The following is a 22,502-nucleotide window of genomic DNA, read 5'->3' on the forward strand; positions in this document are numbered from 1 at the left end:
ATGACCGACGCCATACCGCTTCCCGAGCCCACACCCGTGTCGGCGCCGTTCTGGCAGGCGCTCACCGAGCACCGGATCCTGGTGCAGTTCTCGCCGTCGCTCGGACGCCACGTGTTCTACCCTCGCACGCTGGCGCCGGGCACTCTGGCCGACGACCTGGAGTGGCGCGAAATCGACGGCGCTGGAACGGTATACACGTTCACGATCGCGCGCCGGCCCACCGGTCCACCATGGGCCGATGCGGTGCCGCAGATCCCTGCCGTCGTCGAGTGGGACGCCGGCCCGCGGTTCAGCACCGAACTGGTCGACGTCGACCCCGACGACGTCCGCGTCGGCATGCGCGTGACCCCGGTGTTCTACGATGCCGGCGACGTGACCCTGCTGAAGTATCGGCCGGCCGATGTTTGAGACCGTGCAACAGTTGCTGCGCTCCCGAATGCAGGACGACGGCCCGGCGGTTGCGTTCGGCGACCAAACCTGGACCTGGCGTGAACATCTCACCGAGGCCGCGGCCGAAGCGTCGGCATTGATCGGACTCGCCGACCCGTCTCGTCCGATGCACGTCGGGGCGCTGCTGGGCAACACGCCGGCCATGCTGCGCGCGATGGCGGCCGCCGCACTCGGCGGATACGTGCTGTGCGGGATCAACACCACCCGGCGCGGCACCGGCCTGCTGACCGACATCCGGCGATCGGATTGCCAACTGCTGCTTGTCGATTCGGTGCACCTGGGTCTGCTGGACGGTCTGGACCTGGCCGGGATCCTCGTTCTCGACGTCGGCTCGGGGCGCTACCGCGATGCGGTCGCCGTCGCGCCGCCACTCGTCGCGCACCGCGAGGTCGGCTTCGACGACACGCTGATGATGATCTTCACCTCGGGAACCAGCGGCGACCCGAAGGCGGTCCGCTTCTCGCACGTGATGGGAATCATGTGCGGCGCAAGCCTGGTCGGCCAGTACGACGTCACCGCGAACGATGTGTGCTACCTGGCGATGCCGCTGTTTCACTCGAACGGCGTGGCCGCGGGCTGGGCGGTCGCGATCAACAGCGGCGCGACCATGGTGCCCGCGCGGTTCTCGACGACGAGGTTCCTAACCGACGTCCGCCGCCACGGCGTCACCTATATGAACTATGTCGGCAAGCCGCTGGCCCTGCTGCTGGCCACCCCGGAGCGGGCCGACGACGCCGACAACACCCTGCGCGTCGCTTTCGGCAACGAGGCGACCGACCGCGACATCGACGAGTTCGCGCGGCGGTTCGGCTGCCGCGTCGTCGACAGCTTCGGGTCCAGCGAGTTCGCGGTGATCATCACCCGCGAGGACGGCACGCCGGCGGGCTCCATCGGCAAGGGCTATCCCGGGGTGGCGATATACGACGCGCAGAGCGTAACCGAATGCGCAACAGCGATTTTTGACCAGCACGGGGCCCTGGCCAACTTCGACGACGCAGTGGGGGAGTTGGTGAACACCGAGGGCTCCGGACCGTTCGCCGGCTATTACAACGATCCCGCCGCCACCGGCGAGCGGATGCGGCACGGCATGTATTGGTCGGGCGACCTGGCCTACCGCGACGCCGACGGCTGGATCTACCTGGCCGGCCGTACTTCGGATTGGCTGCGCGTCGACGGCGAGAATCTGGCCGCCGCACCGATCGAACGCATCCTACAGCGGCTGGGCCCGGTCAATCAGGTTGCGGTGTACGGGATTCGGGACACCGTGGGCGACCAGGTGATGGCGGCAATCGTCCTCAACGACGGCCAGTCCCTCACCCCCGACGAGTTCGAGAAATTCCTCGCCACCCAACCCGATCTCTCGCCGAAGGCATGGCCGCGGTTCGTGCGGATCAACGACGCGCTGCCACAGACGGCAACCACCAAGATCCTCAAGCGCGAACTGATCCACGCGGGCATCACCGCCGGCGGCGGAGTGCTGTGGGAGCGCGACGGCCGGGGGACCCGCTACGTCGAGCTGGTCGAGCCGCCGACCGTGTAGGTTATCGGGCGAAATCGCCCGAAATCGCATGCACTACATGCACACTCGACGCCGCTACAGCTCGAGCAGCACGGTCACCGGGCCGTCGTTGACCAACTCGACCCGCATGTGGGCCCCGAAGGTCCCGGTCACGACCTCGGCGCCCAGGCCGCGCAGCGCCAGCACGAACTCGTCGACCAGCGGCTCGGCCACCGGACCCGGCGCAGCAGCATTCCACGACGGGCGGCGACCCTTGGCAGTATCGGCGTACAGCGTGAACTGGCTGACCACCATGATCGGCGCGGCGACGTCGGAAGCGGATTTCTGATCGTCGAGAATCCTGAGTTGCCAGAGCTTTTCGGCGAGCCGCCGGGCCTTGCCTCCGTCGTCGTCATGCGTCACGCCTACCAGAGCCAGCAGACCCTGACCGGCAGGCCGGATCGAGCCGACCACGTCGCCGTCCACCGACACCGTCGCGGACGCGACGCGTTGCACCAGAACCCGCACGGCCCGATGCTGCCACGTAGGCTCGCCAGATGTCAGTGCTGGTCGCATTCTCGGTCACCCCGCTCGGAGTCGGAGAGGGGGTCGGCGAGATCGTGGCCGAAGCCGTCCGGGTCGTCCGTGAGTCGGGGTTGCCGAACAAGACCGACGCGATGTTCACCGTGGTCGAGGGCGAGAGCTGGGGTCAGGTGATGGCGGTGGTCGAGCGGGCCGTCGAAGCGGTGGCCGCCCGGTCCGCGCGCGTCAGCGTGGTGATCAAGGCCGACTGGCGGACCGGCGTCACCGACGCGATGACCAGCAAGGTCGAGTCGGTGGAGCGACACCTGACGCCACGCGCCTAATGTCGTAGCGGTGAGCGCACGCGCGGGCATCGTCATCACCGGAACCGAGGTGTTGACCGGACGGGTCGCCGACCTCAACGGTCCCTGGTTGGCCGACCGACTCCTCGAGTTGGGTGTCGAACTCGCACACATCACGATCTGCGGCGACCGCGACGCCGACATCGAGGCACAGCTGCGGTTCCTGGCCGGCGAGGGTGTCGACCTGATCGTCACCAGCGGCGGCCTGGGACCCACCGCCGACGACATGACGGTGGCGACCGTCGCCCGGTTCTGCGGCCGCGAGCTGGCGCTGGACGACGATCTCGAGAACACGATCGCCGAGATCTTGAAGAAGCTGATGTCGCGCATCGGCACGGGCGACTTCGACGCGATCCGTGCCGCCAACCGTAAACAGGCGATGGTCCCTGTCGGCGCGGTGGTGATGAAGCCGGTCGGCACCGCCCCCGGCGTGGTGATCCCCGGTAAGCCAACGGTCGTCGTCCTGCCGGGGCCGCCGCGTGAGCTGCAACCCATGTGGCGGACCGCCGAGGAGTTGCCGGAGGTGCGGCAGGCCATCGCCGGCCGGACCGTCTACCGCCAGGACACCATCAGGATGTTCGGGCTGCCGGAGTCCGGCCTGGCCGAGACGCTGCGCGCGGCCGAGCACGACGTGCCTGAATTCGGCGCGCTGGAGATCACCACCTGCCTGCGCCGCGGTGAGATCGAGATGGTCACCCGCTACGAGCCCGGCGCCGCCGACACCTATGAGCGCCTCACGCGACTGCTCCGGGATCGGCACGGGCAGCAACTCTTCTCCGAAGACGGCGCCACGGTCGACGACCAGATCGCCCAATTGTTGACCGGGCGCCGGATCGCGACAGCGGAGTCCTGCACGGGCGGGTTGCTCGCCGCGCGGCTCACCGAACGATCCGGCTCGTCGGCCTACGTCGCCGGGGGACTGGTGGCCTACGCGAACGACGCCAAGACCGAGTTGCTCGGGGTCGACCCGGCTCTGGTCGACGCGCATGGCGCGGTGTCCGAACCGGTCGCCGAGGCGATGGCAACGGGCGCCCTGCAGCGCTTCAACGCCGACACCGCGGTGGCGATCACCGGCGTGGCCGGGCCCGGCGGCGGCACCGACGAGAAGCCGGTCGGCACGGTCTGTTTCACCGTGGCGCTGGCCGGCGAGCCGCCGTCGACGCGCACGCTGCGACTGCCGGGCAATCGCAACGACATTCGGGAGCGATCGACGACGGTGGCGATGCATCTATTGCGTCAAGAGCTCGCACAACCCCGTTAACATGACCAGGTGTCCTACCTGGTTCGGCCATTCGTGCTGGCATGGCGGTACTGGCCGCAGATAGCCGCGTGTTATCTGGTGGGAATCCTGGCCCGGTGGGGGACGGTCGAGTGGGCCGCCGCCGTGGGGCATCACAATGCGTTCTGGGCCGCGATGATCATGCCGTTCGCGGGGCTGGCGACGCTGGGGTCGTATGTGGCGATGTTCCTGGTTGTGCGCCGCGGTGTCCCGGTGCTCGCCGACCTGCCCCGGCCGTCGCTGCGCGGCGCCGCCCTGTTCTCCTCGATCATCGCGCCGTTCTTCGCGATCTACCTGGCCTGGCAGCTGTTCAAGGAAGACTGGCTGGCCTACATGGCGCGCGTGCTGGACTACCAGATGGACGAGGCGTTCAACGGGGTCAAGGCGCACGCGCTCGACGTGCCGAAGACCACCTGGATCGTGATCGTCGGCGCGGTCATCCTGCGCTATCCGCTGCGCTACTTCGCCGGGCGGCTGCCGAGATGGCTTACGGCCGTGCGTATCTACGTCGACTCGCTCTGGGTCTTCCTGGTACTGAGCTACTCGCTGTCGGCCGGTTTCACCTTCCTGGTGAACCCGTCCGGGTGGCTGGCGAAACGTCGAATCGTGGTGTGGTTCACCAGCACTCGAGCGGAGCTGTTCTCGCATGTGAAGCCGCTGCAGGTCGCCTGGCACGGCCTCACCTGGTCGGTGAAGACGGTCTTCGGCGGCGCGGGGGTGCCGTTGATGTGGCTCGCCGTGATCGGCATCGTCTATGGCGTGTCGACGCAGGCGGACTGGCGTGCCGCGGCACGGCGGACGTTTGGCGATCGCGGTACGGCGGTGCTTGAAAAAATGCTGCCGTCCGGCGGTTTCCAACGCCGGTGGACCGTCATGCCCACGTCCCTGCGGACCAAAGTCTCCGACTACGCGATGTCGAAGACGGGGCGCTACCAGCCGATCGTCGACTCGGCCAAGTTGATCCTGCACGGTGGTCCGCTCGCGCTGGCTGCCTACGTGTTGGGCTACCTCGCCCTGGCGTGGCTCGATCCGACCGGTAGCTTTTACGGACCGTCGAACGACCACGGCTTTTTGCTTCGCGGGATGGCCTGGCTGGTCGGGCCGCACGACTGGCAGTTCTGGACGGCGTACCTGCCCATTCTGGATCGGATCTCGCAGTTGATCGTGATGCCCCTACGAATTGCTTTGATTGCCAGTGCTTTCGGCTATTGCTGGCTGCACGCCACCCGCGTGCAGCTCGTCGATCTAGAGCGTGATGCGGAGCAGGATGGCGTCGCGCGCGCCGGTGATATCCAGCGCGGTGGGAGCCACGTCGCTGGGCAGCAAGAAGTTGAATTGCAGGGGACCGGGCCTGCTACAGAAACCGGTGGCGTCGGGGCTGACCGGGAAGGATTCGCCGGAGGAAGCCTGGTCTCGCCACCGCCGATGCCCGTCGGTGAGGAAACCGACGCACGGCTCGTCGATCGGAGGGCCCGACCGCTCGAGGGTGACGGCGATTAACAACGCGCCCTTCGGAATTGACGGCCCGAAGACCTTTTTCGGCAGGGCGGTGATGCGTCGCACGGACCCCAGCCGCCAGGTCTGACCGCGCAGCGGAACGCTCGCCTCGCGCGTAACGGTGAGATCGGGCTCGATCGTTCTCCGATATGTACTGACCGGCGGGTACAGCTCGAAAACGCCGAGAATCACGATCGCGACCGCTACCACGGCGAGCGCGATCAGATTCCTGACCCAGATCCTGGTCACTGAGCCGGACCTATCTCGTAGGGCTGGACGGTGACCTTGTCGCTGCGCTCCAGCGGACGGGTGTCGAGATCGATCACCACTTGGCTGCTGAGGCGGTCCTCGCCACCGACATGGACCAACAGTTGCAGCGGGCTACTGACCTTGGGCGCCAGCAACTCCGGCGCGACGTCGAACACCCAGTGGCCGTGCTGCGGCAAGCCCGGGTCAACCCGAACGCCGTATCCGGGCGCGGGACGCATCGACGGCATGTAAGTGTTCTGACCCACCCGCAGTTCGGCCGCCGGATTGGTCGACGACTCGATCGCCGAGAGCGTCGCGTCGACCACCAACCACACTCCCGTCGCGGACATCGTCCGCGAGCTGTATGGGCCGGTCGCAAACTTTCCTTTCGGCGCGACCCGCACCCCCGTGACGGTCACGGCCATTTCCTTTCCCCGCACCTCGGCTCCGAGCGCGCCGTGCACGTCGAACGGGGCGTACACCTGAGTCGGCACCGGCAGGTGATGCCACAGCCACGCCGAGGCGGCGATCAGCACGGCCGTCGCCGGTAACGTCGCGTGGCGAGCCAGTCGGTCACGGATGCCGCTCATCGTTTCACCACCGGCACGACGACCTGCGCGAAAACCGTGTCGCTGGGCAGCCAGTCCAGGCCGTAGGTGACGACCATCTGCTGAAGTATCTTCTTCGAAACCCTTACCGTCACAGTGGAATCGGGCTTGACCTCGCCGGTGGGCACCTTCCAGAGAAAGAGCAGGTCGTCGGAGAGCTTCGGTCCCATACTCGCAACGATGGAGCCGTCGGCGATGCGGTAGGCGCCGGCGAATTCCTTGTTGGGCAGCTGCAGGTCGAATTCAGGACCGCCGACGCCGGTGTCCAGGTGACCCCGGATGGGCCCATCGTTGCGGATCCTGCTCGACAGGCCGAGATAGCTCCGACCCGGCACCGCCGGCAGGAGCACATGCTCGCCGGCCCGCACGTCGTCGAGCAGGACCGCCCGCTTCACGGTCATCGTGAATTCGCCGTCGCTGTAGGGCTGGTCGACCTTGAACACCGTCGGCTTGGCTTCCACGTCGTCGAGCCCGCCGAACAACGCCGCCACCGCCACCACCACGCCCGCGACGAGATGCCACAGTTGGGGCAGCTTCAACCCAACCAGCTCGCCGCGAATGAACCGCCTGAGGCCGCCCGACATACGGCTGAGCCTATCCGCCGTCAGCGGTCGGCGTCGCACTGCTTTCGCTGCTGCCGAAGCGGATACCGGTGGCGTCGCGGCCGACCGCGGTCAAGACCGCGACCACGATCAGTACGGGTCCGATTGTTGCCGCGAGAGCGAACGGGTAGCCGTGGGTTTCGGCCAGCCGTTCCTGGATCGGCAGGTTGAACGCCGCCAGCAGGTTTCCCAACTGGTAGGTGACCCCGGGGTAGAAGCCCCGGATGGCGTCGGGCGACATTTCGGTCAGGTGCGCGGGAATCACGCCCCAGGCGCCCTGCACGGCGAACTGCATCAGGAACGAGCCAAGGCACAGCATCGCCGCGGTGTGCGAGTAGGCGAACAGCGGCACGATCGGCAGCCCCAGCACGGCACAGAACACCACGGTGTGACGGCGGCCGAATCGTTGCGACAGCGAGCCGAAGATCAGCCCGCCGGCGATGGCTCCGAGGTTGTACACCACCACAATCCATTTCGTGGTGGCGTGGGACAGGCCGGCACCGCCGTCGTGCGTGGCCGACAGGAACGTGGGATAGACGTCCTGGGTGCCGTGGCTCATCCAGTTGAACGCCGCCATCAACAGCACCAGATAGACGAACCGTCGTACGACCTTGGCGTCGCGGAGCACATCGCGAATCCTGGTGCGCGTCAACTTCATTCGGTCCTGCTCGGCCTCCCAGACTTCGGACTCCTGTACCCGGTAGCGGATGATGAGGCTGATCAGCGCCGGGATGATGCTCAGCCCGAACAGCCACCGCCAGGACAGCCCGAGGTGGTCGATCACCACCAGCGACGCCACCGTGGCCAACAAATAGCCGAATGCGTAACCCTCCTGTAGCAGGCCGGAGAAGAACCCTCGTCGCTCGACGGGAACCTTCTCCATCGCCAGCGCGGCACCCAAACCCCACTCACCGCCCATACCAATGCCATACAGCAGTCGCAGCACGACGAGGACGGTGAAGTTCGGCGCGAACGCGCACAAAAAGCCGACGATCGAATAGAAGACCACGTCCACCATCAGCGGCAGCCGTCGCCCCACCCGGTCGGCCCACAACCCGAACAGCAGCGCGCCCACCGGTCGCATCAGCAACGTGGCGGTGGTCAAGAACGCGACTTCGGCCTTGCTGTGGTGGAACGTCTTCGCGATATCCGCATAGACCAGGACCACGAGGAAGTAGTCGAAGGCATCCATCGTCCAGCCCAGCATCGCGGCGAGGAACGAGTTGCGTTGGTCCTTGGTCAGCGGTGGGTTACCAGGCACTCGCACCGTTTATCACACGGCACGCGGTGGTGTCGCGCGCTAAACGAGAATTCACTTCTTTTCGATGCTGTCCCACAACTCGACCATGGTGCGCAGAATCTCCTCCGCGAATCCCAGTCCGGCGAGGTGACTTTCGCCGGGCAGGGTGTACAACTCCGCGTCGGGCAATCGGCTGACGACGTGTTGTCCGTGCGCGAACGGCACGATGTGGTCTTTGTCCCCGTGCCACCAACGGACCGGAATCTTGACCTGGTCGAGCCGAAAACCCCAGTCCTTGGCGAAGACCAGGATGTCCGCGAACGGCGCCGCCAGCTGCTTGCGGGAACCGTTGAGCAAGTCGTCGAGGAACATCGCCTTGAATTCCGGGCGCACCAGTAGCCGGCGGTCGCCTTCCGGGGACACCCCGGCGTAGAGGTAGAGCGCCGGTTCGGCCACTGGCTTGAGCAGCCTGATGAAACCGGCGGCCGCCAACCGGATCGGCAGGCCCGCGACCCTCAACAGCGGGGCGACCATCGTCCCCAGCCCCATCAAGCCGCCGCCCATCGCCTCGGGCCCGACGGTCGGTGCGACGCCACCGAGCACACCGACGGCGATCACCCGATCGGGCATCGCGGCCGCGCAGGCCAGCGTGTACGGGCCACCGCCGGACAGGCCGATGACGGTCATCTTGTCGATACCGAGAATGTCGGCCATCGTGCGCAGGTCGTCGGCGAAAGCGAGGACATTCTCGTATTGGTGCGGGGTTGACGCACCGATACCGGGCCGATCGATGCCGATCAGGCGAATGTGATTGTCCTCGGCGTATTGACGCGCCTCGGCCGGAATCTGCCGACGCGCGCCAGGTGTTCCGTGCAGCCAGAAGAACGCGCGCCCCTGCGGGTCGCCGAACTCGGCGAATCCCAGCTGACGATCCTCGCCGACGGCGATGTTGCCCTCCAGCTTCGGGCGGGCGATCGAATAAGCCATGACGGCAGTGTTACACGAATAGTGGGCGCCAACTGCGGTTATCCCGTTCTGGCACTCGACGAGGTCGGTCCGGCAGGCAACTGGGTGCGTACCACGGTTGTCGAGTCGATGCCGTTACCAATAACCTCTTCTCGGGAGCTGTCGGTACAAGAGAAGTGGTGGCAGCCCGTCGCGACTTGAGCTGAAGACCATCAAAGAGTTGAGGGATCATGGGCGAATTCGATAAGCACGAAGGTGAAGCGCAAACAATTGTGAATCTCGCCGAAGCGGCGATGCACATGTACCGGGCGGCGATTGATTCGCTGCCGTTCCCCGAAGACAAGAAATTTCAGAAGCGCGCGGAAATCGTGCTGACCGGTATGCGGAAACTCCGTTCCGCGCTGACCGAGGCGGCCAGCCACAGCAGGCCTACCCCCACCGTGATGATGGCGCTCAGCGACGTCCGGCGGCGCTACGACGATCTGATGGAGCGGACCGCCGATGCCCCCGGATCGACTCTGGGACAACAGCTTTACAACGCCCGCGTACACGCGAAACTGTCGGCGCACGAGGCCGCCAACGGGTTCGGGCTGCGGCGTGAGCTACCCGACGAGCTCGAAGAAGGCGGCACGCCCACCGCTTCGGAGACGCCGTTGGTGGAGCAGTTGATCGCCGCGATCCGGGTGGTCGCCGGATTGGACGAGGGCGAATTCGAGGCCGCGCCGCCGGCCGCCGATGAGCACGTCAACGGCACCAACGGCACCGATTGGGACGAGGCGCTGGCTCTCAACGGAGCCGGCGACGAGGCCCACGCCCACAACTAGTCGGCTGCGTCAGCGAATGGGCAGGCCGGTGATCGCGCGCCCGATCACCAGCCGCTGAATTTCGCTGGTGCCCTCAAAGATGGTGAAGATCTTCGCATCTCGGTGCATCCGCTCGACCGGATAGTCGCGGGTGTAGCCGTTACCACCGAGGATCTGGATGGCCTCGTCGGTGACGTAGACCGCGGTCTCGCTGGCGTACAGCTTCGCCATCGATCCCTCGGCCGAGGTGAACGGCTTGTTGTTGCGCTGCATCCAACTGGCCCGCCATACCAGCATCCTCGACGCGTCGATGCGACTCTTCATGTCGGCCAATTTGAATGCGACAGCTTGGAATTCGGCGATCTTGCGGCCGAACTGCTCACGCTGGCCGGCGTAGTCGAGCGCGTATTCGTAAGCGGCACGGGCGATGCCGAGAGCCATCGCACCCACGGTCGGGCGCGTACGTTCGAATGTCATCATCGCGGCTTGGCTCGAGGTGCGATGCCCCTCCTTGATTCTGGCGATCCGCGCTTCGAACTTCTCGCGGCCACCGAGGATCAGCTCACCGGGAAGGCGGACGTCGTCGAGCACCACCTCGGCGGTGTGCGAGGCACGGATGCCGTGCTTCTTGAACTTCTGGCCCTGCGACAGGCCCTTGGTGCCGGGGGGCACGATGAACGTCGCCTGACCGCGGGTGCCCAACTCGGGCTCGACCGATGCGACGACGACGTGGACGTTGGCGATCCCGCCGTTGGTCGCCCAGGTCTTGGTCCCGTTGAGCACCCACTCGCCGGAGGCCTCGTCGTACTTCGCCCGGGTGCGAACGGCGCCGACGTCGGAGCCGGCGCCGGGCTCCGATGAGCAGAACGCGGCCAGCGCCGGGTCGCCCGGGCTGCCGAACATCTGCGGCAGCCACTCACCGATCTGCTGCGGGGTGCCGTTGGCGGCCAGTGCCGCCGCGGCCAGACCGGTCGCCATGATGGACAACGCGATACCGGCGTCGCCCCAGAACATCTCCTCGAAGACGGTCGGCATGCCCAGCCCGCTCGCCTCGCCGGCCATCTGCGCGAACAGGTCCGGGGTGTAGAGGCCGACCTTGGCGGCTTCCTGGATGATCGGCCACGGCGTTTCTTCGCGCTCGTCCCACTCGGCCGCGGCGGGGCGTATCACCGAGTCGGCGAACTCGTGCACCCAGTCGCGGACTTGCACTACTTCATCGGACAGGTCCAGCGAAAAGGTCGTGTCCATCAGTGCTCCTATCAGGCGTTGCGCCCGGATGCGGGTAGTGCCCGAACAGTTCGGCCACTGGCGCATACAGTAAACGTTTGTATACTGAACGATCAAACCGGCAGCTCAGAACCGACTCCAGCCACGGGGTTCAGGCAGTTCGGCAAGTTGCCAGGCCATTTTGACATCTGTCTACCCGAGCGGGGGCCATATGCAACGCAGCGATATTCGCGCCGTCGGTGAACTGGCGGGGGAGGCGACCTCGGTACTGACCACCCTGGTTCGGGGCATGCACGACGGCATCTCCACGAGGGTCTTCGACTCCATCGGCCCGTCGGCGGAACCGACGCGGGTGATCCACGACGGCATCTCGCGGGCGGTCTACACCGGTGTCGACCGCGGACTGCGCGGCGCGAGTCGCGTCGCCGGCCGCGTGGCGGCGGAGATCTGGGGTAACGAGGTCGACGAGGCGCTGGAATCGCGCAGCGACTCGATCGGCGCCGTACTGGCCGCGGTCAACGGCATCTACGGCGACGAGTTGACCGATCTCGAGAATCCACTCGCCGGCGCGATGGTGATTCGCCGCGACGGAAAGCCGGTGGCGCTCACCACCGATGCGCTGGCGGCCGCCTACCCGGACGCGACCGGCCGGGTCGTCGTCTTCGTGCACGGCTGGTGCATGACCGAGCGGGGATGGTCGCGAGTGCCGCGCGACACCGACGACGTCCGCGGCTACGGCGCCCGATTGCAGGCCGACCTCGGCTTCAGCCCAATCCTGTTGCGCTACAACAGCGGATTGCACATCTCGATCAACGGCCGGACCCTCGCCGGATTACTCGACCTGCTCAGCGACCAGTGGCCGGTTCCGATCTCCGAACTCGTGCTGGTGGGCCACTCGATGGGTGGACTGGTGGTGCGCAGCGCGTGCTACTACGGCGCCGAGCAGCAGCACGACTGGGCCGGCGCGGTCACCCGCGTGGTGTGCCTGGGTTCGCCGCATCTCGGTGCGGACCTGGAAAAAGGCGTGAACATCGCGGCGTGGGCGCTGGCCAAACTGCCCGAAACCCGGGCGATCGCAGCATTTTTGAACGCCCGCAGCGACGGCGTGAAGGATTTGCGGTTCGGCGCCTGCCTCGACGAGGACTGGGCCGACACCGATCCGGACGAGTTTCTGCGCGACCGCTGCCACGAGGCGCCGTTTCTGCCGCACGCCACCTATCACTACGTGTCGACAACGGTGACCCCGACCCTGCTCGGGATGCTGGCGGGCGACCATCTGGTGCGCTCGAAAAGCGCTGCGGGACTTGGCCGATCACGGCGCGTCCCCTTCCTGGCAGAACAGGGACTGGTGCTGACCGGGTTGAATCACTTCGACCTGCTCAACCACCCACTGGTGTACGCCAAGCTGCGGGATTGGCTGTCGCCGTTAGCGATCGGCCCGGGCAGCCTCGGCGATGTGGGCCGCGACGACAGTGGCGACGTCTAACGAGCGGGCGTCGGTCACGGCGTGATAGGCGCGCGCGGCCGGGTCGTAGACGGCCCCGGCGATCGACCCGTGGTCAGCGGGTAACTCGCGGACCGCGACCGGCCAGTCGGCGCCCCGCAGAGCGCCGGCGAAGTCGTGGGCGACCGCGAGCGGGATGACGGGATCGTCGGCGCCGGATAGCAGCGTGAAGGGCGTCGGTTGCGCGGCGTCCCGAAGCAGACTCGCCGGGAGTTCGTTGAAGATCGGGTCGGGCACCATGAATGCACCTGCCAGACAGACGGTATGGGCGAAACGCATACCGACCTGATTGGCCTGGATCGTCAGCGCCGCCGCCGCGAGGCCGCCCATCGACCAGCCGGTCAGCACGAGGTGGTCGGGGTCGTCGACCCGGTCACGGGTGAAGTGCACCGAGGCCAGCAGATCGGCGCGGCCACCGTCTGCGGCGTGAGAATTCCAGTCTGGGGCAACGACACCTAGGCCGTGTCCGGCGATCAGCTCGGCGAGCGCGCGGACCGAGGCGCGCGCGTCGGCTTGCTGCCCGTGCCACAGCAACACGGTGGGCTGAGACGGTTCTCCGAATACGTCCGCGCAGCGTCCGGCGGCGTATTCGACGGTCTGCATATGGGGTCGGTCGGCCTCGCGGCTACTTGGGTGGAGCCGGCTGGGCGGGGGCGGGCTGTTGCGGGGCCGGCGCGCCGCCGCCACCGCCGATGAGCGTGTTGAGAATGCCCAGCCCGATACCGGCCTGCTCCGGCGACTTACCGGGGTCGGGGACCGCGGCGTCGTTCTTCTGCCACATCTGGCAGCCGTTTGTCTTGAACGTCTTGTCGGTCGCCTCGATACGCACGACCTGAGGCTTCTTGCTCATCGCGTTGTCGAGGGGTTGCTTGGCGTCCTCGCCCAGCCGCTTCCAGTAGCAGACCCCGGTGCCGACGGGGCCGGCCGAGGTGTACACGCCGGGCACGATGTCGGTGCCGACGTTGTACACGCCGTCCTTGTCGATGGTCGTCTTGGCCGGGGCCGGCGCCCCCGCGTGAGCAGGGGCGGGGCCGGGCGACGGCGAGGGCGTGGGATCGGCGCCGGCGACAGCGGTCGATACGCCCCAGGCCAGCGTCATCAGCGCGGCAGCAAGAGTTGGCTTAGACGTCACAAATAGCAGCATACGGACTCTGCGGAAATCGCGGCGGTGCGCGAATGCGCGACTAGGCGGTTTTGTTGAACAACGGGAGCAACAGCCGGCGACGGGCCGTGGTGGCGTCGGCGAAGTAGTGCAGCGCCTCGTGGACCGTGGTCGCGGTCGGGAACCTGTCGTCCTCGTGAGTCAGCAGCAAGGTCAGGCTCACAGCCTGGCTGGGAATCAGTGCCCATTCCAGCCCCGCAGCGTTGCAGGCCTCGTCCACTGCGTACAGCAGTCGCACAGCCTGGGCTCCGAAGGTCTCCACACCCGTCAGGTCGATGACGAATGGCTTGTCCGGAAGGTTGAAGCGCTCCGAGTACGCGATCACCTGATCGACGTTGCTGGCATCGATCGCGCCGGCGATCGTCACGACCGTGGCCAGGTGGCGGCACTGGGCCCGAACCGCCGCCCCGTCGCAGTCGAAAGGAAGGTCGGCGTGTCGCGGCGACACGTGCGTAGTTTTCGTGCTAGCCGAGTTCTTCATGCGACGGGCCCCCATTCCCAAACACTGCTTTTGCGGTATCGGGATCGGCGGCGACCCCAACCTGATTGAGACGCTAATTGGCTACTCTAAGGTCACTTGTTAGGGCGTTTAATACTTTGCTAAGAAACGTTTTCGCCCACCCACTGCACAGGCCGGTTTCGCTCAGCCGCGGTCCCAGTGGTCCCAGTACGTCACGGTGTCGGCCGGTGGCCGCGAGGCGGGCCGAAAGTCGGTGCCGACGGTGTACGCCACCGGAAAGAGTGCGGCCTGCGTGACGGTGTCGGGGATGCCTAGCAGCTCGGCCACCTCGCGCTCCTTGGCCAAATGCATTGTGGTCCAGACGGATCCGAGGCCGCGGGACCGCAGCGCCAGCATGAAGCTCCACCCGGCCGGGATGATCGACGCCCACGCCGAGGACGCCACCACCAGGTCGTTGCCGTCGAATCTGCGCTGCAGACACGGGATGACGTGCACCGGCACGTCCGCGAGCGACTCGGTGAGGCTCATCGCGCTGCTCAGCACCCGCTGGGTCTGCGGGTCCGATTCCGATGCCGCCATCCGGGGCAGGTAGTGCTCGCCGATGCTGCGGTAGATGTCGGCAATCGCGGCCCGCTTACCCGCGTCGGTGATCACCAGCCATCGCCAGTCCTGCGCATTGCTCGAGGTGGGTGCCTGCATCGCGATCTGCAGGCATTCCATGATCACGTCGCGGCCGACCGGCCTGCTCAGGTCGAGGCGCCGGCGCACCGACCGGGTCGTGGTCAGCAGTTCGTCCACCGTTGCGAGGTCCATCGTCGGTCACCCTTCTCCGGTAAAGCGCTTGGCCGTTTTCAGGATTCGGTCCGCCTGCGAGGCGATGCCGGCGACGATGTCCCCGGCCGGCCGGACGGCGTCGACCAGGCCGATCGACTCTCCGATCAGAATGGCCGCAGCTTCGAAGTCCTCTGCGGCGACCGCATTCTCGTAGGTCTCGATCGTGCCGGGCAGCGCGGCCAGCAATTCCGCTTCGTGCCCGTGCCACCGGTCGACGAACGGATTGCTCAACGCGCGTTCGTTGTATTCCAGCGGCCAATCGAGTTGGCGCACATGGTCATAGACTCGGGTGCGATAGGTGTCGTCGCCGCTGGCTCCGATCGCCCGCTCGTGGGCCCGCGGCGAGACCAGCGCCTCGGGGGACGCCCACAGCCGGGTGCCCACCACGACCCCGTCGGCGCCGAGCATCAGTGCCGCCGCCAGCCCGCGTCCATCGGCGATGCCACCCGCCGCGAGCACCAGCGCGTCGGGAGCGCGTCCGGCGGCCAGGTCGACGACCTCGGGCACCAGCGTGAACGTCGAGCGCACCGTCATGCCATGGCCGCCCGCTTCGCCGCCCTGCGCGACCACGATCTCCGCGCCCGCGTCGAGCGCCTGACGCGCGTGCTCGAGGGTCTGGACCTGTGCGATCAACGGGATCCCGGCGGCATGGACCTGTTTTGCGAACGGCTGCAGGTCGCCGAACGACAGCATCACCGTCGCCGGGTCGTGTTCGAGGACCTCGTCGAGCAGTTCGGCCCTGCGGGCCAGGCTCCAAGTGATGAAGCCGCATCCGACCGTCGCCCCGTCGGCCAGTCCGAATTCGCGCTGCAGCCAGTCGGAGTCGCCATAGCCGCCGCCGATCAGACCGAGGCCGCCTGCCGCCGTCACGGCCGAGGCGAGCCTGCCCCCGGAGATCAGCGCCATCGGCGCGGAGACGATCGGGTGCTCGATGCCGAAGAGTTCGGTCAGCCGGGTCTTCACGACGGCTCTCCCGTCCGGAACTGGTCGACGTACAACAGCGGCATGATCTCTCCCGGCGTGCGGATTGGTGCTGACGGTAACGCCAACGCCGATGCGCAACGATCACTTCCGTGTTCCTGCCTGCATATTTGCCGCCGAGACGCACCGAGCGACGACTCGCTATCGCTCAGGGGCACTGATACCCTGCCAACGCCGTCGTCAAAGACGTAGTGGTGAACGAAACACCTGTGGTCTCACGGAAAGATTGTTGTGCGCAGCGGAGATATCAAGGCCCTCACGGGACTTCGCATCGTCGCCGCCGTCTGGGTCGTGCTGTTTCACTTTCGTCCGCTGTTGCGTGACGCGGCCCCCGGTTTCCTCGACGCACTCACTCCGGTGCTCAATTGCGGCGCCCAGGGCGTCGACCTCTTCTTCATTCTCAGCGGGTTCGTCCTGACCTGGAACTACCTCGACCGGATGGGCGGGGCGTGGTCGACGCGCGCCACACTGCATTTCCTCTGGCTCCGATTGGCGCGGGTGTGGCCGGTCTATCTGGTCACCCTGCACCTGGCCGCGCTGTGGGTGATCTTCACCTTGCACGTCGGTCACATCCCGTCGCAGGAGATCTACCGCTTCACCGCGATCAGCTACGTTCGGCAGGTCCTGATGACGCAGCTGTGGTTCCAGCCGTTCTTCGACGACTCGAGTTGGGACGGCCCGGCGTGGTCGATCAGCGCGGAGTGGCTGGCCTATCTGTTGTTCGGGCTGATCGTGCTGGTGATCTTCCGGATGGCCCGCGCGACCCGGGCCCGCAACCTGGTCTGGCTCGGGGTCGCCGCCTCGCTGCCTCCGGTGGTGTCGCTGCTGGTGACCGGCCAGTTCTACACGCCGTGGAGTTGGCTGCCCCGCATCGTCATGCAATTCACCGCGGGAGCATTGGTCGCCGCGGCGGTCAGCCGCCTGAAGCTCACCGATCGGGGACGCACGGTGGCCGGCTTCGCGTCGGCTCTGCTGATCGCGGGCGTGGTGGGCTTCCTCTACTGGGCGGACGCGCATCCGCTACACGGGGTGTCCGACACCGGCGGACTGGTGGACATCCTGTTCGTACCGCTGGTGCTGACGCTGGCGATCGGCACCGGCAGCCTGCCGGCGTTGCTGGCCACCCGGCCGCTGGTGTACGGCGGACAGATCTCGTTCTGCCTCTACATGGTTCACGAGTTGGTGCACACGGCGTGGATCTGGACGGCGCAGCAATTCGAGCTGACCATGTTCGGCGGCCAGGGAAGGCTGCTGCTGGCCGCGGTCCTCGCGGTGACGCTGGTCGGCGCCGCCATTCTCTACCACGTTGTCGAGGAGCCGGCCCGCCTCTGGATGCGCAGGATGGTCGGCGATGGCCGGCCGGTGGTCGACGCCGGGGACTCCGAAGACGCGGCTCGCACCGGCAAGCTGCAGTCGATCGACGGCCCGAACGAGGATCGCCCGAAGCCGCTGTCGGCGCGCGCCGGCTGACCCCTGGTGCTGTGACGCGACCGATACTGCGCCGCTCGATGATCAAGTAACATGCCTGAGGCGCGAGGCCCGAGGGCCCCGCGTTCGTCGACAGCCCAGATGTCCGCGCGTCGACAGCGAAATCCAGCGTCGTACTTTTACGATTCCGCTTGTACGGATGTGACACGCGGCCGAGGTGGTGGACAGTGCAGGTAACGGTCGGTCGTCTGGCTACAGCTGTCGTCGCGGCAGTTACGGCCGGGATGGTGACTCACGGCCCGGCCGCACCGCAGCCCTTCCAGACCGTCGCCCGCGGAACGCCCATCGACCACGTTGCTGTCATCGGGGACTCCTACACGACGGGCACCGACGAAGGCGGCTGGGGACCGAACACCTGGACCAACCGGACGTGGTCGACACTGGCCCGCCAGGGTGTTCAGGTCGCGCCCGATGTGGCCTCCGAGGGACGGGCCGGATACGTGGTCCGCGGCGATCACGGCAGCGTCTTCGAGGACCTGACGAATCGCGCCGTCCACCCTGACGACGCGCTGGTGGTGTTCTTCGGCTCCCGCAACGACCACGGCGTCGACCCGCTGCAGATGACCGCGATGACGCACGACACCCTGGACCTGGCCCGGCGGATCGCGCCGTCGGCGAAGCTGCTGGTGATCGGCCCACCGTGGACCGACTCCGACCCACCGATGGATGTCCTCTACATCCGCGACATTCTCAGCGGGCAGGCCCACGACTTCGGCGCGACGTTCGTCGACCCGATCAGCGACGGCTGGTTCGTCGGGCGGCCCGAGTTGATCGGACCCGACGGCGTGCACCCCAACGACGCCGGACACGCCTACATGGCGGAGAAGATCGCCCCACTGATCCACGCGCAGCTGTCGCGACGAGGCTGACCTCCGCCCGTTTCACGCCCGCTCGTCAGGGGTACCTCCGGGTGCACCAGTCGAGAGTGGGGATCACACATGAAGTCTGTTCGCACGGCAATGACGCTGTCCTGCGGCGCGGCCCTGATGGCGCTGGCCGTCGGTTGCGGCGGCGGTGACAAAGGCGGCCCCAGCAGTACGACGACGACCACCACGACCACGCCGTCGTCGAGCGTGGCGCCGGCGCCCGGAGGCCCGGGCGGCGGTGGCACCGGGGGCGGCGGACCCAACGGTGGCGGAGGACCCAACGGCGGCGGTGGCAGCGTCCCCGGCGGTCCCACCGGCGGCGGCGGCCCGGGTGGCGGCGGCGGCAGCATCCCTGGCGGCCCGAGCGGCGGCGGCGGGCCCGGCGGCGGCAGCGGCTGTCTGCCCGGAGTCGGCTGCGGAGGCGGCGGCCCGGGTGGCGGCGGCGGCAGCATCCCGGGCGGGCCGAACGTCCACGTTCCGTGAGCTTCTGCCGGAAGCGCTGACTCCGTAGTCCCGGCGCGCGGACGGGATTAGGGTCGGGGCAACTCGACCGCTAGGGGACCGCCATGGCCAAGCTCCGCTTTGGGTACTTCATTGCTCCGTTCCACCGCGCGGGCACCAATCCGACGCTGGCCATGCAGCGTGACCTCGAACTCGTCGCGCACCTCGACGCGCTCGGCTTCGACGAGGCCTGGATCGGCGAACACCATTCCGCCGGAAGCGAAATCATCGCGTCGCCGGAGATCTTCATCGCCGCCGCAGCGGAGCGGACCAAGTGGATCAAGCTGTGCACCGGCGTCATTTCGCTCGCCTACCACAACCCGCTCTGGGTGGCCGATCGCTTGATGATGCTGGACCACCTCACCCACGGCCGAGTGATCGGCGGGGTCGGCCCCGGATCGCTGCCCAGCGACTCGTCGATGATCGGCCTGACCCCGACCGACACCCGCGAACTGCTGGACACCAACCTCGACATCGTGGTGCGACTGCTGCGCGGCGAGACGGTATCGGCGAAAACGCCGACCCACGAACTGCACAACGCCCGCCTGCAACTCGCGCCGTACTCCGAGGGCGGCGTCCAGCTGGCGGTGGCCGCGGTCGCCTCACCGACCGGTGCGCGGCTGGCCGGCAAGCACGGCATCGGGTTGCTGTCGATCGGGGCGACGCTGACCGTCGACGGATTCAACGCCCTGCAGTACCACTGGGACATCGTCGAGGAGCGCGCGGCCGTCTTCGGCACGGCGGTCGATCGCAGGAACTGGAGCCTGGTCAGCCCGTTTCACATCGCCGAGACCGAGAAGCAGGCCCGCGAGGACGTGAAATTCGGTCTGGCACCGTGGTTTAACTACTTCCAGAAGGTGGCGGCGTTCCCGCAGATGACGATGCCCGGCGAGCAGATCGACGAGATGATCGACGTCATCAACGACAACGGCGCCGGCGTGATCGGCACACCCGAGCGGGCCCGCGAACAGGTACAGCGGATGTGGGACCAGTCCGGCGGTTTCGGTTGCATGCTGCAGATGGGCCACGAGTGGGCCAACCCGGCCGCCACCAGGCGGTCGGCGGAATTGTTCGCCGCTGAGGTCATGCCGCACTTTCAGGGGCAGGCGCAGCCGACGTTGGATGCCGCAGCCCGCGCCAGCGAGGCGCGTGAAGGCCTCGCCCAGTCTCAGATCGACGCCGTCGCACACATGGCGAAGAAGTACGAAGACGAAATCAGCTCGAAATAGCCCGCATTCGGTCGCGGCCTCAGCCAGCGACGCCGGAAGCGGATGCGAAGGCTCGTAACTCGCGTGCGATGTCGGATCCACAGGGCTGATACGCGACCTCGGTGACCCCGACGGCGGCGAGGCCGTTCAGCCATTCCGCAACGTGTTCGGCGGTGCCGGTCAACGACAGGCTGGAGGCCATCGGAATGAGGTCGGCGACGTACGGCTCGTCGCGGGCATTGGCCTTCACCAGATGGCCTTCGTGGATGGCGAGGTGCCGTTCGTTCTCCGGGTGGGACTCGATCGCCTGCCGCCATCCGAGGCCGCCGGGCAGCCCGTCGACCGCCGCCGCGCCGCCGCGCTCGTAGAACGCGTGATAGAGCATCAGCGCGCCCGGTCCGGCCGCGTCGATGACCCGTGCCGACGACAGTTCCTCGCCGTCGTCGAGCACGGTGCCGAAGGACAGCAGCGCCCGCCAGTCGGCGGCGTCGACGGCATCGGGTTGTGGCACGGCCGCCGAGAACACACCGTCGCCCAGTTCGGCGGCCACCGCGAGTCCCTTCGGGCCATCGGCGCCGATCAGGATCGGCACCTCGATCGGTCGCGCCGACCCGTAGCCGGACGGTTGCATCATCCGGATCATGGCGCCGTCCCATTCCGTCGTCTCGCCGGCCAGCAGCGACTTGAGGCAGCGGACGTAGTCGGCGACGTACCGCCACGGCAGGGGCCGCTTACCCAACGAGAACCGCCCGGTGAAGCCCGACCCGATCGCAACCGCGACCCGGCCCGGCGCCTGGTCGACGAGTTCGGCGATGGCCGCGGCGTTGACCATCGGGTGCCGCAGGCTCGGAACCAGCACACCCGGACCCAGGCCGATTCTCGACGTCCGTTCGGCGCACCGAGTCAGAATCATCCAGACGTCGGGATACAGCGCGGGGGAGTCGTAGAGCCAGGCCCGCCGGTAGCCGAGCGACTCCGCCAGTTCGACGTGCTCCGGGGTCTGCGATGAGGTCGCGAACGCACACGAGATGTCCATGTCCCGGACCCTAATCGAGGCGACGCCGTCTGGCTGCCGTCATGGGTGCGCCGCTCTGTAGGGTTTGCCGAAACGCACGGGACGACAAAGGGGTCGCGGATGGCGGGAATGGCTGAGCTGGTTCCGGTACTGCCCGCACATCGCTTCGACGAGGCGGCGCTGGCGCGTTATCTGCACGGCCGGTTGCCCGGCTTCGACGGTCACCTCGAGGTTCGCCAATTCCAGGGCGGGCAGAGCAATCCCACATTTCATCTACGCACTGCCGGCGGCGAATACGTGCTGCGCAAGAAGCCGCCGGGCAAGCTCCTACCGCGGGCGCACGAGGTCGAGCGCGAGCATCGCGTCATGGCCGCACTGGCCGACACCGACGTGCCGGTACCGCGCATGCAGCTGCTCTGCGACGACGAATCCGTAATCGGCACAAACTTTTTCGTGATGGATCATGTGCCGGGCCGGGTCTTCCCGGACCGGGTGATGCGCGAGGAGACTCCGGCCCACCGCGCCGCGGTCTACGAAGATTTGGCCCGGGTGCTTGCCGCTCTGCACCGAGTCGACTGGCGCGCAGTCGGACTCGAGGGATTCGGTCGACCGGAAGGCTACATGCAGCGGCAGGTCGCGCTCTGGACCCGACAGTGGGACGCCGCGCGCATGGAGGACATGCCCGCGATGGACGAACTGGCGGCCTGGCTACCCGAGCACCTACCGCCCGACGACGCGCCGGCGTGCATCGCACACGGTGACTATCGGTTGGGCAACGTGCTGCTGCACCCGACGGAACCGCGTGTGGTGGCGGTGCTGGACTGGGAGCTGTCGACGATCGGCAATCCGCTGGCTGACCTGGGCTACTTCTGCGTGGCCTACCACGTGCCGGGCGGGCGCAGCGGCGTCTTGGACGAAAACCTCGCTGACAGTGGGCATCCCAGCCAAGACGCCTTCCTGCAGAGCTACTGCGCGCACGCCGGCCGGGAGCTTCCCGACTCGCTCGACGTGTTCGTGGTGTTCTCGATGTTCCGGTTGGCCTCCATCACGGCCGGCGTCTGGCGCCGGGGGGTGCAGGGCAACGCCGCGGATGCGCGGGCGGGCACCGACGAATATCGCGACCGCTATCGCGGCATGGCCGGGGCCGCGTGGGAGTTGGCGCAAAAACTCACCGGCTGAA

General features: G+C 67.3%; 24 protein-coding genes. 12 read left to right on the forward strand and 12 right to left on the reverse strand.

Features of this window, described 5'->3' with window-relative positions; genetic code table 11:
- Both PT015_RS06110 and fadD1 read left to right on the forward strand, forming a co-directional pair.
- Window positions 1-408 (forward strand): Zn-ribbon domain-containing OB-fold protein, encoded by a 408-nt coding sequence (locus tag PT015_RS06110; protein WP_285189598.1) that lies wholly within the window; start codon window positions 1-3, stop codon window positions 406-408.
- A complete protein-coding gene (gene fadD1, locus PT015_RS06115) occupies window positions 401-1,990 on the forward strand; it encodes a fatty-acid--CoA ligase FadD1 (RefSeq protein ID WP_285189599.1) in 1,590 nt (529 codons plus the stop codon). The genes PT015_RS06110 and fadD1 overlap by 8 nt, the downstream gene beginning before the upstream one ends.
- Window positions 1,991-2,044: 54 nt before the next feature.
- Here fadD1 and dtd read toward each other — a convergent pair whose 3' ends face one another.
- Window positions 2,045-2,476 (reverse strand): D-aminoacyl-tRNA deacylase, encoded by a 432-nt coding sequence (gene dtd / locus PT015_RS06120; RefSeq protein WP_285189601.1) that lies wholly within the window; start codon window positions 2,474-2,476, stop codon window positions 2,045-2,047.
- A 29-nt stretch (window positions 2,477-2,505) separates the two neighbouring features.
- Between dtd and PT015_RS06125 the strand changes: the two genes are divergently transcribed.
- Genes PT015_RS06125 through PT015_RS06135 form a run of 3 tightly spaced genes read left to right on the forward strand, consistent with a single transcriptional unit; the run spans window position 2,506 to window position 5,611 of the window.
- Window positions 2,506-2,814, forward strand: a complete 309-nt coding sequence (locus PT015_RS06125; RefSeq protein WP_285189603.1) for an MTH1187 family thiamine-binding protein — start codon at window positions 2,506-2,508, stop codon at window positions 2,812-2,814.
- Between the two features lie 10 nt (window positions 2,815-2,824).
- Window positions 2,825-4,093 carry a competence/damage-inducible protein A gene (locus PT015_RS06130; RefSeq protein WP_285189604.1) on the forward strand — a complete coding sequence of 423 codons (1,269 nt, stop codon included), beginning with the start codon at window positions 2,825-2,827 and terminating at the stop codon, window positions 4,091-4,093.
- A gap of 9 nt (window positions 4,094-4,102) precedes the next feature.
- Window positions 4,103-5,611, forward strand: a complete 1,509-nt coding sequence (locus PT015_RS06135) for a hypothetical protein (protein WP_285189605.1) — start codon at window positions 4,103-4,105, stop codon at window positions 5,609-5,611.
- A 242-nt stretch (window positions 5,612-5,853) separates the two neighbouring features.
- Here PT015_RS06135 and PT015_RS06140 read toward each other — a convergent pair whose 3' ends face one another.
- The 4 genes from PT015_RS06140 to PT015_RS06155 form a co-directional block, all read right to left on the reverse strand.
- Complete coding sequence (locus PT015_RS06140) at window positions 5,854-6,447, reverse strand: hypothetical protein (protein ID WP_285189606.1); 594 nt, start codon at window positions 6,445-6,447, stop codon at window positions 5,854-5,856.
- Window positions 6,444-7,049 (reverse strand): hypothetical protein, encoded by a 606-nt coding sequence (locus tag PT015_RS06145; RefSeq protein ID WP_285189607.1) that lies wholly within the window; start codon window positions 7,047-7,049, stop codon window positions 6,444-6,446. Before PT015_RS06145 ends, PT015_RS06140 begins: the two co-directional genes overlap by 4 nt.
- A 10-nt stretch (window positions 7,050-7,059) precedes the next feature.
- Window positions 7,060-8,274: an MFS transporter gene (locus PT015_RS06150; RefSeq protein WP_285190954.1), complete on the reverse strand. Its 1,215-nt coding sequence runs from the start codon at window positions 8,272-8,274 to the stop codon at window positions 7,060-7,062.
- Window positions 8,275-8,379: 105 nt separating this feature from the next.
- Window positions 8,380-9,294, reverse strand: a complete 915-nt coding sequence (locus tag PT015_RS06155; protein WP_285189608.1) for an alpha/beta fold hydrolase — start codon at window positions 9,292-9,294, stop codon at window positions 8,380-8,382.
- Window positions 9,295-9,503: 209 nt separating this feature from the next.
- Here PT015_RS06155 and PT015_RS06160 point away from each other — a divergent pair, with 209 nt between their 5' ends.
- Window positions 9,504-10,097 carry an XRE family transcriptional regulator gene (locus PT015_RS06160; RefSeq protein WP_285189610.1) on the forward strand — a complete coding sequence of 198 codons (594 nt, stop codon included), beginning with the start codon at window positions 9,504-9,506 and terminating at the stop codon, window positions 10,095-10,097.
- A 9-nt stretch (window positions 10,098-10,106) separates the two neighbouring features.
- Here the strand turns inward: PT015_RS06160 and PT015_RS06165 are convergent, their stop codons facing one another.
- Window positions 10,107-11,324 (reverse strand): acyl-CoA dehydrogenase family protein, encoded by a 1,218-nt coding sequence (locus PT015_RS06165; RefSeq protein ID WP_285189612.1) that lies wholly within the window; start codon window positions 11,322-11,324, stop codon window positions 10,107-10,109.
- Window positions 11,325-11,514: 190 nt separating this feature from the next.
- Between PT015_RS06165 and PT015_RS06170 the strand changes: the two genes are divergently transcribed.
- A complete protein-coding gene (locus PT015_RS06170) occupies window positions 11,515-12,789 on the forward strand; it encodes an esterase/lipase family protein (RefSeq protein WP_285189613.1) in 1,275 nt (424 codons plus the stop codon).
- Here PT015_RS06170 and PT015_RS06175 read toward each other — a convergent pair.
- From PT015_RS06175 to PT015_RS06195, 5 genes are all read right to left on the reverse strand, one after another.
- Complete coding sequence (locus PT015_RS06175) at window positions 12,730-13,410, reverse strand: alpha/beta hydrolase (RefSeq protein WP_285189614.1); 681 nt, start codon at window positions 13,408-13,410, stop codon at window positions 12,730-12,732. The two genes, PT015_RS06170 and PT015_RS06175, sit on opposite strands and share 60 nt — an antisense overlap.
- Window positions 13,411-13,432: 22 nt before the next feature.
- The gene (locus PT015_RS06180) at window positions 13,433-13,906 is read right to left on the reverse strand and encodes a hypothetical protein (RefSeq protein WP_285190955.1); all 474 of its coding nucleotides are present in this window, start codon (window positions 13,904-13,906) and stop codon (window positions 13,433-13,435) included.
- Window positions 13,907-13,991: 85 nt separating this feature from the next.
- Window positions 13,992-14,417, reverse strand: coding sequence for an STAS domain-containing protein (locus PT015_RS06185; protein ID WP_285189615.1), 426 nt, complete (start codon window positions 14,415-14,417; stop codon window positions 13,992-13,994).
- A 195-nt stretch (window positions 14,418-14,612) separates the two neighbouring features.
- Window positions 14,613-15,242: a nitroreductase family protein gene (locus PT015_RS06190; RefSeq protein WP_285189616.1), complete on the reverse strand. Its 630-nt coding sequence runs from the start codon at window positions 15,240-15,242 to the stop codon at window positions 14,613-14,615.
- 6 nt (window positions 15,243-15,248) lie between these two features.
- Complete coding sequence (locus tag PT015_RS06195) at window positions 15,249-16,169, reverse strand: NAD(P)H-dependent flavin oxidoreductase (protein ID WP_285190956.1); 921 nt, start codon at window positions 16,167-16,169, stop codon at window positions 15,249-15,251.
- 306 nt (window positions 16,170-16,475) lie between these two features.
- Between PT015_RS06195 and PT015_RS06200 the strand changes: the two genes are divergently transcribed.
- The 4 genes from PT015_RS06200 to PT015_RS06215 all read left to right on the forward strand — a co-directional run bounded on the left by PT015_RS06200 (window position 16,476) and on the right by PT015_RS06215 (window position 20,328).
- Window positions 16,476-17,714: an acyltransferase family protein gene (locus PT015_RS06200; protein WP_285189617.1), complete on the forward strand. Its 1,239-nt coding sequence runs from the start codon at window positions 16,476-16,478 to the stop codon at window positions 17,712-17,714.
- A gap of 242 nt (window positions 17,715-17,956) precedes the next feature.
- On the forward strand, window positions 17,957-18,601 hold the full coding sequence (locus PT015_RS06205; protein WP_285190957.1) for an Rv0518 family GDSL lipase: 645 nt from the start codon (window positions 17,957-17,959) through the stop codon (window positions 18,599-18,601).
- Between the two features lie 69 nt (window positions 18,602-18,670).
- On the forward strand, window positions 18,671-19,081 hold the full coding sequence (locus tag PT015_RS06210) for a hypothetical protein (RefSeq protein WP_285189618.1): 411 nt from the start codon (window positions 18,671-18,673) through the stop codon (window positions 19,079-19,081).
- Window positions 19,082-19,164: 83 nt separating this feature from the next.
- Window positions 19,165-20,328 (forward strand): LLM class flavin-dependent oxidoreductase, encoded by a 1,164-nt coding sequence (locus tag PT015_RS06215; protein ID WP_285189620.1) that lies wholly within the window; start codon window positions 19,165-19,167, stop codon window positions 20,326-20,328.
- Between the two features lie 19 nt (window positions 20,329-20,347).
- Here the strand turns inward: PT015_RS06215 and PT015_RS06220 are convergent, their stop codons facing one another.
- Complete coding sequence (locus PT015_RS06220) at window positions 20,348-21,343, reverse strand: LLM class flavin-dependent oxidoreductase (RefSeq protein WP_285189622.1); 996 nt, start codon at window positions 21,341-21,343, stop codon at window positions 20,348-20,350.
- A 108-nt stretch (window positions 21,344-21,451) separates the two neighbouring features.
- On the opposite strand from PT015_RS06220, the gene PT015_RS06225 reads away from it, so the two are divergent.
- The gene (locus tag PT015_RS06225; protein ID WP_285189623.1) at window positions 21,452-22,501 is read left to right on the forward strand and encodes a phosphotransferase; all 1,050 of its coding nucleotides are present in this window, start codon (window positions 21,452-21,454) and stop codon (window positions 22,499-22,501) included.
- Window position 22,502: the final 1 nt, after the last annotated feature.

It is taken from the genome of Candidatus Mycobacterium wuenschmannii, assembly GCF_030252325.1.
Lineage (GTDB): Bacteria > Actinomycetota > Actinomycetes > Mycobacteriales > Mycobacteriaceae > Mycobacterium > Mycobacterium wuenschmannii.